The sequence below is a fragment of the Bradyrhizobium yuanmingense genome, from assembly GCF_029167105.1.
Taxonomy (GTDB): Bacteria; Pseudomonadota; Alphaproteobacteria; order Rhizobiales; family Xanthobacteraceae; genus Bradyrhizobium; species Bradyrhizobium yuanmingense_A.
The window spans coordinates 98,898-111,694 of the sequence record NZ_JARFML010000018.1 but is presented as its reverse complement, the minus strand read 5'-3'; the positions used below and the strand labels follow the sequence as shown (position 1 = coordinate 111,694).

The window sequence follows — 12,797 nt, the reverse complement described above, 5'->3', positions numbered from 1 at the left end:
CTGTTCACGGTCGTTTCACTCAATTCGTTGCGAATTCGTTGCGGCGTCCTAGACGACGGGACTTGCGGGAGATCTGAGATACTCGGATGCGGGCTGAGCCTTGGTCCTGGCCGCCAGCAACGCGGCGCCTTAAACCGCGCGCCGAATAACATACATCCGCGACCATCGCGGCTGCACCACGTCCGACATCCAGCGCGAGACGAAGATCGAGTGCCCTAGCGGGCGCATCGCCGAGATGAGGAAGGCGGGCGTTCCCATCGTCAGCGGCGGCAAAAAGAAATATCCGGGAAGCCGCGCCTTCGAGATGACATTCTTATCGAAGTCTGCGCACAACAACCGCAGTCTGGCAGCGAGGCTCAGGCGGGCATCGAGGCCCGCGTCTTTGCCAATAAACCACGGAACGCTGTTGCGTTCCGTGGTTCGGCTCAGTCCGCGATGGATCAGACAAAGCGGAAGTCGTCTGCCGCAAGCGAGCTGATCTGCAGATTGACCAGCGTCATGGTATTGTCAGCATCGAACGTCACCACGACGCTGTTGCCGACCTGGCTCGCATGCGACATCACGTCGGCGAAGTCGGTGAACAGGCTGCTCGAGAATTGCAGCACGTCGGCCGACGCGCCGGCGGTGGCGAAGTCGGTGACGTTGTCCTTGCCGAAGCCGGGAGTGAACACGAACACATCCGCGCCCGAGCCGCCCGACAAAACGTCGTTGCCGGCACCGCCCGCGATGATGTCGGCACCCGAGCCGCCCTTGATGATGTCGTTGCCGGCACCGCCATTCAACGTGTCGTTCTCCGAGCCGCCGTCGATGTTGTCGTTGCCATCGTCGCCGGAGACGACGTCGACGCCCGAACCGCCCTTCAGCACGTCATTGCCGAGGCCACCCTCGACTACGTCGTTGCCGGAGCCGCCGTCGACACCGTCATCGCCCTCGCCGCCAAGTAGCGTATCATTGCCGGCGCCACCGGCGATGACATCGTTACCAGCTCCGCCATCGAAGATATCCGCACCGTTGCCGCCCGTGAAATTGTCCGCACCGGCGCCAAGCTTAAAGCCCTCGATGCCGCTGAAGTGGTCGGTGCCAACGCCTGCGCCTGTCGCGGTGCCGGCTGCCAGGTTGATCGTGACCGGGCCGGTGGCATCAGACAGATCCAGCACATCCTGACCGCTGCCGCCTTCGATGGTGTCGTCACCGGCACCGCCCCGGAGGACGTCGTTCCCGTCGCCGCCGACGAGAAGGTCATTGCCGGCGCCGCCGATCAGCAGGTCGTTGCCCAGGCCGCCATTCAGGGTGTTGGCTCCGGCCGACCCGATCAGCATGTCATCCAACGCCGTGCCTATCGCGTTCTCAATGCTCGTGAAATGGTCGGCGCCCGGGAGATAGCTCGGGTAGTAGGCCAGCCCTGAGGCAAGGTCGATCGTCAGCTTGAACTGGATCTGACTGTAGTCGAGGATGTCGACGCCATCGCCGCCATCGTAACGATCCAGGCCCAGACCGCCGATGAAGGTGTCGTTGCCGGCGCCGCCGAACACCAGATCGTTGCCGTTCCCGCCGACGATGGTGTCGCTGCCACGGGTTCCGGTGCGCAGCCTCCAAATGCCGTCGGCAAAGCCGAGGTCCTCGATGTTGCTGATGGTGTCCGTGCCATCGACGCCGACCTGGTCGGCGATGTTCACAGAGCCGTCGGCGTTGAGCGTGATCGCGTATCCGGCAATTGCGCCGGCGAATTTCGCGGTGTCGGTGCCGGCGCCGCCATCGATGATGTCGTTGCCCGCTCCGCCCTTGATCACGTCTGTGCCGTCATTGCCGTACAACGTATCGTTGTCAGCACCGCCATCGACCTGATCATTGCCGGCGCCGGCGTAGATATAGTCGTTGCCGGTGCCGCCGGACAACACGTCATCGCCGCCGTAGGTGTAGTCCATGGCGATGGTGTCGCTGCCCTCACCACCATCGATGACGAAGCCGGCCGCGGATGTCGAGAGCGCGACGTCGTCGCCAACGCCGAGCAGGATCGTGCCGGTCACCGTGGCGCCGACGTAGAGGTTAGCCTGGTCGTTGCCGGCACCCATGTCGATCGCCGAACCGCCGGTCGCAACGATCGATCCAGAGTTGTTTAGGGTGTCGCGGCTGCCGCCCATCGAGATTCCACCGATGATCCGACCGGTGCTGTTGTTGCCGACGAAGTCCTCGTAGTCGCCGACGAGGTTGATGGCCTCGTTGCCGCGGAGGTCGAACCGGGCAGCGTCCGCCGGCGAAACCCCTTCCGGTCCGTGGCCGTCGCCCTGGATCAGACCGTCATTGACGATGGTCGTCGCCCCCAGCGCGTTGCTGTTGCTGGAATTGTCGACCTGGATCGCTCGGCCGTAACCGTAGATCTCACCGGTGGCGTTGTTGACGATCTCGCCGCCGCCGATCGCGATCGCTTCGGACACGTTCGGTTCACCGTCGTGATGGCCCTCCGCACCGAGGCCGGCAATTCGGCCGTAGTTGAGCACTTGTACCAAGCCGTCGACGTCGATGGCGTCGCCATCGGAGTCGGCCAGTTCGGCGGAGCGGCCTTCCATCACTCCATGGTTGGTGATGAAGGCCTTCTGCGCGAGCGACCCGTCGGTGTCCAGGTTCACGGCGGACCCGTTGCGGCCGATCATCGTGCCGCGGTTGACGACGGTGACGGCATTGTCCCCGGTGACGGCATGACGCGAAGCTTCCATCCAGCCGCCGGCATAGTTGTTGACCTTGCCGCCGGTGTCGCTCTGGAAGTCGATCAGATCGCCTCCGCCGACGAATGTCGGATCCGTCGTGATCGTCCCCCAGTTGTTGACGACGCCGTCAGTGCCGGGGCGGATCACATCGGTATCGCTGCCTTGCTGACGGATGACGCCCCCGGCGAGGTTGTTGATCGGCGCCGACGCGCCGTTGTTGTCGAAGGTGCGGAAATCGAGGACGCGGCCGTTCGCTTCGATCACGCCGGCGTTGTTGACGATGATGGTGGCGTCGGCGTGACCGGCCCGTTCCGGGGTCAGTGCGCCGCGGACGACGCCGCCCGCCTGGTTGTTCAGGGTCAACGAACCCGTCGCCCCCGCCGTGGTGGTAAGCGCACGGGACGAGCCGGCGATCTCGCCGGCATTGTCGATGACCGCGTCGCCACCGCCCTGCCAGACGATCGCGTTGCCGGACACCGAGAGCGCACCGCCGGCCTCAATGACGACGTGGTCGTTGTTGTCGACAATGAGGCTCGAGGCCAGCTTGGCACCGTCTTGGATCGTCACGTTGTCGTACGATGCCGACCCGGCCGCCGACCAAGTGCCTTCGGCCACCAGCAGGTTCTCGACATCGAGCGTGGCGATCAATTCGGCCGTGCCGCCGCCGATCAGCTTGACTGTGTCATTGCCTTCGCCGCCGTCGATCAAACTCGGTGCGGCGTCGTCGGTGGAGACGACGACGAGATCGTCGCCGTCGCCGGCTTCGGCAGTGTCGCCGGCGCCAGCCGCCAGTTCGTCGTTGCCTTCGCCGCCCTCCAGGGTGTCGTAGCCCTCGCCGCCGACCAGGACGTCGTCGCCCTCGCCGCCGGTCAGGGTGTCATCGCCCTCGCCGCCCGACAGCCGGTCGTCGCCAGCGTCACCCTCGAGCGTGTCGTCGCCCGCACCGCCAAGCAGCGCATCGTCGCCCTCGCTGCCCGACAGGGTATCGTCGCCTTCGCCGGCGTCGAGCTGGTCGTCGCCTGCGAGCCCGGCGAGAACATCGTCGCCCCCGAGACCGGTGAGGACGTCATCACCAATGGCGCCGGTGAGTACGTTGTCACCGTCGTCGCCGACTAGCACCAAGGGTTCGCCTTCGAGCACCGTATCTTGACGATAGTCGAGATTCTGGATGCGCTCGTCGTGCGTCCGGTCAGTGTCGGCAACGTCGTAGGGCGTCTCGGAGTAGTTCGCCGCCAAGTATTCTGCGAAAGCATCCTGCTCGGTGCCTTCGTTGGCGAAGTTCGCCACTTGCTCGGCATCCGGGACCAGGTCCGGCGACAGGTTGACGACATTGGCAAAAGCGGGATTGGCGGCGATGAAGCTCGCGAACGGATAGCCGTCGCCGCCGGTGAGCAGGAAGCTCAAGGTCACGACCCGGATCGCCATCTCAGGATCGACCACCAGGTCTCCATTCTCGACCAGCGTCAGCACCGGGTTGCCATTGTCATCGATCAGCGCTGCCGACTGCACGCGGTTGCCGGCGGGCAAGTCCTTGTCGAACGAGAACGCAATGCCGCCAACCTGGGCGAACTGGCCGGGCGTCGCGGTCGCAGTGGTCGCCGCCACTGCGTGCTCGAGCACCTTGAGCAGTTGATCCGCGGTCACCGTGACCATCGACAACGCGTTGTTGAAGCGCAGCGAGTTGGCGATATCGAGCTGCGACACCTCGCCCGCTTCCTTGCCGACGCCGGCGTTCGCCAGCGGCGGGCTCTCCACCGCTTCGCCGCCGACCGCATAGACGTAGCCGATCGAGTCGCGGATGCCGCCACCGTTCTTGATCGAGACCAGCACGGTCGGGTCGACCTTCTGTGCGTACCACAGGTTTGCATCGGCGGTGAGGTCGCCGAGGTTCGTCTCCTCGGTCCGCACCTCGACGCGGCGGCCCTCGAGATAAACGTCCGTCTTGCCGAAAGTGTTGCCGTCTTGCGCGTCGATGATGCCGCCCACCGCCTGGGCGATGTCGTTGACCAGATCGCCACGGCCGCGGTCGGCGAACGCGTTGGCATCGTCGGCATCGACGTCGCCGTCATCGTCGACGTCGACGGTGGTGTTGCCGTCGTAGAGCGAGGCGACCAACTCTTCCGTGCTGGCGTAGGCGCCGTTGACCGCCGTATTGGGGGTGTAGATCACGTTGCCTTCGGCATCGAAATCGACCACCAGCCGTCCGACGTAGGAGTACTCGCCGGAGGTGTTGACGATCAGCGTGGTCTTGCCGTCGGCATTCGCGGTGACGATCGGATAGGTGTCGGCGGCGCTGTCGCCGGCACGAAGCGCGTCGGTCTCGTCAGCCAGCAGCGTGTGCGAGCCACCGGCGACGATGACGTCGACGCCGTGCAGCAGGGGCGCCAGCGCTTTTTCAAGCGCGAGCTGCTGAAGATGGCTGACCAGAATGATCTTGTTGATCCCCTGAGCCAGCATTCCGTCGATCGTCGGCTGCAGGATTGCCGCCAGCGCCGCCATGTCATCGACGTTGTTGCCGATCACTTCGACGCCGCCGGTCGAAGAAATGCTCTGCACGATCTGGGTGGTCGCGCCGATCACGCCGATCTTTTCGCCGTTCTCCTCGATGATCGTGGCCGGCGCGATCTTCTTGCCGATGCCGGCTGCCGGCGGGAAGCCGGTGTAGGCGTCGGCATCCTGGATCGTGCTGGTGTAGAGCGACGCGAGGTTGGCATCGCCGGAGAAGTCCAGATTGGCCGAGAGGTACGGGAACTGCGCACCAGGGTAACCGGCGGTCTGCCTGATGATGTCGGCGAACGCCCGGGTGCCGGCGTCAAATTCGTGATTGCCGATCGCCGAGGCCTGTACGCCGATGATGTTCAGCATCGCCATGTCGGCGGTGCCGAAGCCTGGCGAGATGTTCAGTGTACCGGCGGCGAGGCCGTAATAGGTCTCCAGCGCGTTTTCATAGACCTCCTTCAGCGAGGCGTCGCTGCCGGCACTGAAGAACGGGCTGGGAAGGAAATTGTCGCCCGACGACAGCGTGAGCGAGTTCTCGTAGGTCTCCTCGAGATAGTCGACGATCGCCGCGAAGTTGCCGGCGCGATCGACTGCGTTCAGGCCCGCCTCGAAGTCCGATGCATGCAGGATTTGCAGCGTGTAAGCCGGGGTCGGCTCCTGCTCTCCGAGATCGAGGCCGACGATCACCGGATCATGGTCGGATACCCGGATCGGGGCGCCGCCGTCGAAGATCGAGGTGTCGCGGCCGAAGTCGGTGTTGTAATCGAGCGCGTCAGCCTCGTCGGCATTGATGTGCCAAGTGGTCAGGCCGGACACCTGCTCGCCGAGGCTGGCATTGGCGAAAGCATAGTCGAGCGTGCCGGTCTGGCCGTCGAACACATAGGAATAAGCGTCGTCCTCGCGGACCTGCAAATACTCATAGCCAGCGCTCGTAATGATCGCGGTCGACTGCTCCTTGGCGTAGCCGTTGAAGTCGCCGAGCAGCATGACGTCCGGATCGCCCGAGCCGGTCGGATCGGTCGCTGCCCAGGCGGTCAGCGCGGTGGCGGCGAGCTCGCGCTGGTTCTGCCAGTTGCCCTGGCCGTCGCCCTGATCGGAATCGGCCCCGGAGCCGATGCCGCTCTTGGACTTGAGATGGTTGGCGATCGCCGTGAAGGTTTCGCCGGTCGCAAGCTCCTCGAAGGTCACCGCCAGCGCATTGCGGCTGGTGTTCTCGCCGTCGAAGACCGCGCCGACCGTGCTCTGCCCGAGCAGGCCGCCGAGGCCGAGGCCGAGCAGGTCGGCGTCGTTGAGGGTCGCGATGGTCGTACCGTCGGCGACCTTCACCGCGGTGGTGTCGTAGATGAACCCGACCGCGATGGCGTCGCCGCCGACGAACTGCTGGCCAGGATCAACCCAGGCATAGGTACCAGCCCCAGCCACGGCATTAAGCTGATCGACCAGATACTTGATCGCGTTGCCGGACGACGCAGCGGAGAAGTCGTTCTCCAGCTCGGTCAGCGCCAGCACGTCGACGTCCATGTCGAGGATCGTCGCGACCAGCTTCTCGGTCTGACGTGCGAACTCAGCGGCGTTGTCGGCGCCGCGCGGCGCTTGGCCGATCGCGGTGGTGCCGCCATTGTCGAGCGTGGTGAAATAGTTCAGCACGTTGAAGCTCGCCACCTTCAGGCGGCCGCCGACGTCTTCCGGCGCATCGGTGCGCGGATTGTCCCCGGCTTCGAAGGTATTGGCGCCGTCCTCGACCGAGCGGATCCGCCAGGTCGCCCCCGAAGCGGAGTTTCCGGCCCATTGATAGTCGAGCACGCCGGTCAGCCCGGTGATGGTGTCACCCATCCGGACGGCGTCGACGGTGCCGTAGTTCGGCGTTGCGGACGGGTTGTCGTTCGGATCGAAGCCGTCGAGGTTGTCGATCGCAGCGTTCTGGACGTTCAGGCCATCGTCATAGGTGATGGTGCGAGCACCGAGTTCGGCCAGATACGCCTGGTAGGCGGCAGCGTCCGGCGCGTTCTCCTGCGTGAACTGTTCGGGCCGCTCGCCCGCCACAAGCTTGATCTCGTTGAACCGGTCGAGATTGAATTGCTCGGTGACGGTCAGGGTCTCCGCAACCGTGACCAGCATGCCTTCATAGGCTTCAAGATCGGGCTGGTAGTCGCCGTCCTGGCTCAGCGTGGTGCCCATCGACGGCAGGTCGATCTGCATCGCCATCGTGTCGATGTCGGCCACCGCGCCGGCCTGAACGACCGAAATGCTGCTGGCCGTGAGCTCGGTCAGGCCGAAATGTTCGCTGATCGAGCCGGTGACGCGGACCCGGTCGCCGATCTGGACATCGATGGCGCCGCCGTACACGAAGATCGCCTCGGAGGTCTGCACGTTGCCGTCGGAATCGGTGGTCTCCTCCTGGAGATAGAAGCCGTTGAGATTGCGGCCGGCGTCGCCGTCGCCGTTCTGGAAGTCGCCAACCACGATGGCTTCGACGGTCACAATCTGGCCGACCATCGCGCTGCTGGCTCCGCTGCCCTGAATCGCGCTGATCTTGGTGATGCCGAGGTCGTCGTTGACGATGGTGCCGGTCGCCGTCGCGGCGCTGCCGATCGTGGTGTTCACGGCCGCCGAATTGGAAACGTCCTGCAGCGTCAGCGTGAAGCTCTCGTTCACCTCATTGTCGGTGTCGCCGGCGACGGTGACGGTCACGACCGCGGAGGTCTCTCCCGCGGCGATGGTGCCGCTGAAGCTGACCGGTTCGCCGCCGACATAGTCGGCCGCATCGGTCTGCGCCGAAGCGATCGTTCCCGAGAACGCGACGTCGCCCGTGGTGCCGCCGCTACGCTCGACGGTGAACTGGAAGACGGTTGGACCGCTGTCGACTTCGTCATGCGCCACCGTGAGCGAATCCGGCGCGAAGGCGACAAGCTGCGTTTCGGCCGACGATTCGGACGCACTGGTGACGCGGACGTCGTCGATACCGACCCACTCGTCATTGCCTGTGGCATTGGTGGTGAGAATGCGAACCTGGAGGTCGTTGCGACCATTGACGGCGTCGGGGAGCAGCAGATCGAACGGCGTCACCTGGGTCGCGGAACCGCCAGTGGTGACGTCAGCGGCGTAACCGCCGGGAACATTGGTCCACGACCCGCTCGAACCGAGCCGGTACTGCACGTTGATCTGCTGCGCGGCGTCGTCCGTGCCGGCGTCGAGATCGCGGGCGTTGAAGCTCAGCCGCACATCCTTGCGGCCGGTGGCATCGAGATGAATCACGAGGCTGGGGGCATCCGCACTGTTTGAGCCGTTCAGCGCCACCGTCGGGTTGGCGATCCGGAACTCGGCCACACCGCCGTTGGTGATGGCGGTGTTGCTCTGGTTGGCGACGACATCCACATCTCCTGACGACGATCCGGTAGCCGTACGCGCGTCCACACCTGTGGCCGAAACGATATCATTGCCGAGATAGCCGACGATCGATGCGACCCCCGACCAGTCATCGTTGGTCGTGATGAGGCCGGTATTGGACCAATCCTGCAGGAAATCGCCGTTCGCCAGGACATGAGGGGTCGTCGACATGTATCGCCACTCCAGCGCTTGAGAGAAGACGTCGCGAATCGCCGCCTCACGGCATGCGTAAGGGCACGGTCCAGACGGCCGATGGTTAACGGATCGTTAATGCGCTTTGATAGAACGCCGACGACAACAGATCAGTGACTGCTTCTTAACGGACCGGTGAAGTCATGACCCGAGAGGTGAAGACCGAGCGAAGCAACGACTCTTATTGGAGCAGCGACGCGCTCAATCTCTCGGCCGGCAGCAACCGCCAACGAGTCTTCGCATCACAGCTGGATCGGCCCGCCGCGAGCGGCGACGCGCCAATTGTCGGCCTGCGCGGCAGAACCTCTGAAAAAGTCGGCGTTCCGCTGCAGGTATCGTGGCCTAGTCGCTGCCGGGCCGCGTTTCGTGCACGGGCCGCATTGTCATGTGCCTGACGTCGAACCTCGTTAACGAACGCCGACCACATCCGACCGTGACGGTCCGACGTCGTTTTGAACTGAGTACCATGACAGCAACAACCTCCGCGTCGACTCCCGCGCCCGGCGATCTGACGTCGGCTGCGATCGCGTCCTGCAGAACGGCCTTTTTGACGGTGGGACTGTTCTCTGCAGTTCTCAATCTACTGATGCTCACCGGCTCGATCTACATGCTGCAGGTGTACGACCGGGTCATTCCATCGCACAGCATTCCGACATTGATTGCGCTGTCGATCGCGGTGGCGGCGGCGTATGCGATGCAAGGGCTGTTCGACCTGCTGCGTCAGCGCATTCTGACCCGCATCGGATCCGCACTGCACGCCGCGCTGTGGCAACCGGTCGTCTGCAACATCCTGCGCGGGCCGCTGCGTGGCGGCGGCGCAAATCGGGGCCTGCAATTGTCCCATGATCTGGACTCGGTCCGCTCGTTCCTTTCCGGGCTCGGCCCAACGACCTTGTTCGACTTGCCGTGGATGCCCCTGTATCTCGCTGGCTGCTTTCTGCTGCATCCCTATCTCGGCTGGACGCTGGTCGTGGGCGCGGTGCTGCTGTTCGGGGTCGCGCTGCTCACCGAACTGCTCACGCGGGCCCCGACCCGGGACGCCTCGCGTGCCGGCGCAATCCGCGGCGTGCAGCTCGAAGCCGGCCGGCGCAACGCCGAAATCGTGGCCGCGCTTGGGATGGAGCAGCGGTTGATCCACCGGATGGGCGGCGCCAACGACGACCTCGTAGCGGCCCAGCAGCGCAACGCCGATATCGCCGGATCGCTCGGCGCGTTGTCGAAGACGCTGCGCTTCATGCTGCAATCGGCGCTGCTAGGCCTTGGCGCCTATCTCGTGATCGAGGGGTTGGCAAGCGGCGGCGTGATGATAGCCGCGTCGATCATGGGTAGCCGCGCGCTCGCGCCGGTGGAACTGGCTATCTCCATCTGGCGACCGTTCATCGGCGCGCGACAGGCCAGTCAACGGCTCCGCGCCGCCCTGCGCGACGGCGACGCCCCACACCCCAACGTCGCGCCCGAACGCGCCGTCCATCGGCTCACGGTCGAGCAGGTAACGATCGCCGCCCCCGGAGGCACCACTGCGATCGTGCACAACGCGTCTTTCTTACTTGAAGCCGGCCAGGCGGTCGGCATCATTGGCCCGTCAGCTGCCGGCAAATCGACGCTGGCGCGGGCGCTGGTCGGGATCTGGCCGATCGCACGCGGCGAGATCCGCCTGGATGGCGCCACCCTAGACCAGTGGCCGCCAGAAATTCGCGGCGGCATGATCGGTTATCTGCCGCAGGACGTCGAATTGTTCGACGGAACGGTAGCGGAAAACATCGCACGCTTCGACCCTGAGATCGACGAGGCGGCGGTGATCGCCGCAGCGAAGGCCGCCGGCGCTTACGAAATGATCCTGAAGCTGCCGAAGGGGTTCGAGATGCGGATCGGCGAAGCCGGCGCCACCCTGTCGGGCGGCCAGCGGCAGCGGATCGCCTTGGCACGCGCGCTGTACAAGGATCCGTTCATGGTGGTGCTGGACGAACCGAACGCCAGCCTGGACGCCGAAGGCGACGCCGCCCTAACGGACGCCATCCGGCGTGTCCGGGCTCGCGGCGGCATTGCTGTCATCATTGCACATCGACCGGCGGCGCTCGCCGCGGTCGATCTCGTGCTGACGCTGGCGACCGGCCAAGTGCAGGCCTTTGGACCGAAGGACGAAGTGCTACGAAAATCGCTTGCCGCTCATCCGGCGCAGGGCGGCGCGGCCCTGCAGGCAGTGCCTGATGCGCGCTCGGTTCCTGCCGCCGCCGCCAGTTGAGGACCTTCATATGACCGAAGCAAGCAGGCCCGAGGCCCGCCGCGAAGATCCGTTTCGCGATATCCGCCGCGCCACCGTGCTGGGGATCGGCACACTGGCGATCGTTGTGTCCACCGCCGGCGTTTGGGCAATGACCGCACCGCTCGCCAGCGCCGTGATCGCGCCGGCGCAGATGGTGGTCGACAGCAACGTCCGCCGGGTTCAGCACCCGACCGGCGGCGTGGTCGCCGAAATCTCCGTCAACGACGGCGATCAGGTTCAGGCCGGCGACATGCTGGTCCGACTTGACGAGACGCTGCCGCGCGCCAACCTTGCGCTGATCGAAAACCAGCTCAACCAGCTCGGGGTGCGTCGTGCCCGGCTGCAGTCCGAGCAGAACGGCCGCGACGCGGTGGTGCTGCCCGGCGAGATCGTCGCACGCCGCGCCATCGCCTCGATCGCGGAGATGATCGAGGGCGAGACCACGCTGTTCGACCGGCGGCGCGAAGCTATCAGCGGCCAGCAATCGCAGTTGCGCGAACGCAAGGCGCAGATCGCGGACGAGATCCGCGGCCTGGAGGCGCAGATCGCGTCGAAGCGTGCACAGATCCGCTGGATCGAAACCGAGCTGGAGGGCGTGCGCCAGCTGTACGACAAGCGTCTGGTGCCCTATGCGCGCCTCACCGTACTCGAGCGCGAGGCCTCCCGCCTGACCGGCGAGGAAGGCCAGCTGATCGCCGAGATCGCGCGCGCCAAGGGCCGGATCACCGAGACCGAACTGCAGATCATCCAGCTGGTTCAGGACCAGCGCCGTGAAGTCGCGACCGAACTGCGCGACGTCGAGACCAAGCTTGCCGATCTCGGCGAACGCCGCATCGCCGCGATGGACCAGCTCGATCGCGTGGTATTGCGCGCGCCGCAGGACGGTCTGATCCATCAGAAATCGGTCTTCACCGTCGGTGGCGTGATCACCGCGGGCGAACAGCTGATGCTGATCGTGCCGAAGGATTCGCTTGTGGTCGAGGCCCGGGTCGATCCGCAAATGATCGACCGTCTCAAGCTCGGGCAATCCGCCAAGCTCCGCTTCAGCGCGTTCGACGCCGCCGTGACCCCCGAGCTCGACGGCACGCTGACGCGGATCGCCGCCGATCTGACCAAAGACTCGCAGTCCGGCGCGGCCTACTACGTCGCCCGCATCAGCATTGACGCGAGCGAACTCGCCAAGCTCGACGGCAAGGCTTTGGTGCCCGGCATGCCGGTTGAAGCATTCATCCAGAACGGCGTGCGGACGGCGATCGCCTACCTGCGCAAGCCGCTGGAAGATCAGCTCGCCCGTGCACTGCGGCAGAAATAATAGAAGCCCCTGTCGCCAGCGTTGGTCGGCATGCCGCCACATTGCCGCCGGCGAGATATCCCGAATTTCGAAGTCGTTTGATCTTCGGATCCTCGCCAAGCGAGCAGGCGTGGTGTGCTGATGTTGCCCGAATCTGTCTCTGGCCTTGAGGAGATCAGGGGATCGTCCCATTCTACAGCATCGCGTACGTACCAAGGCCGCTCGTCGGCGCCTTAGTATCGATTGTCATGGAATGGAAGTGCACGGGTTCTACCAGCTGAGCCAGTGGTACCCTGCTGGAATGCTGTGGGCGAATTTTCGCGCCAAAGGCGGCCCCAGTAACTATCAGCTGATCAGGTTTATCGATCAGCCGTTCAACTTCGTCGGCTTGTTTGGGCTGCATCTGCTGTGCATCGTTGTAGGCTGCTTAGGATGCGTGTTCCTCGCGCGAGAGACACGG

At 64.8% G+C, this 12,797-nt stretch carries 3 protein-coding genes; 2 read left to right on the top strand and 1 reads right to left on the bottom strand.

Translation table 11 applies throughout. The features are described from left to right. Window positions 1–440 precede the first annotated feature (440 nt). The gene (locus P0R31_RS23415; RefSeq protein WP_275516537.1) at window positions 441–8,762 is read right to left on the bottom strand and encodes an ExeM/NucH family extracellular endonuclease; all 8,322 of its coding nucleotides are present in this window, start codon (window positions 8,760–8,762) and stop codon (window positions 441–443) included. A gap of 487 nt (window positions 8,763–9,249) precedes the next feature. Between P0R31_RS23415 and P0R31_RS23410 the strand changes: the two genes are divergently transcribed. Further along, a complete protein-coding gene (locus P0R31_RS23410; protein ID WP_275516534.1) occupies window positions 9,250–11,025 on the top strand; it encodes a type I secretion system permease/ATPase in 1,776 nt (591 codons plus the stop codon). 10 nt (window positions 11,026–11,035) lie between these two features. Beyond that, window positions 11,036–12,358 (top strand): HlyD family type I secretion periplasmic adaptor subunit, encoded by a 1,323-nt coding sequence (locus P0R31_RS23405; RefSeq protein WP_275516533.1) that lies wholly within the window; start codon window positions 11,036–11,038, stop codon window positions 12,356–12,358. Window positions 12,359–12,797: the final 439 nt, after the last annotated feature.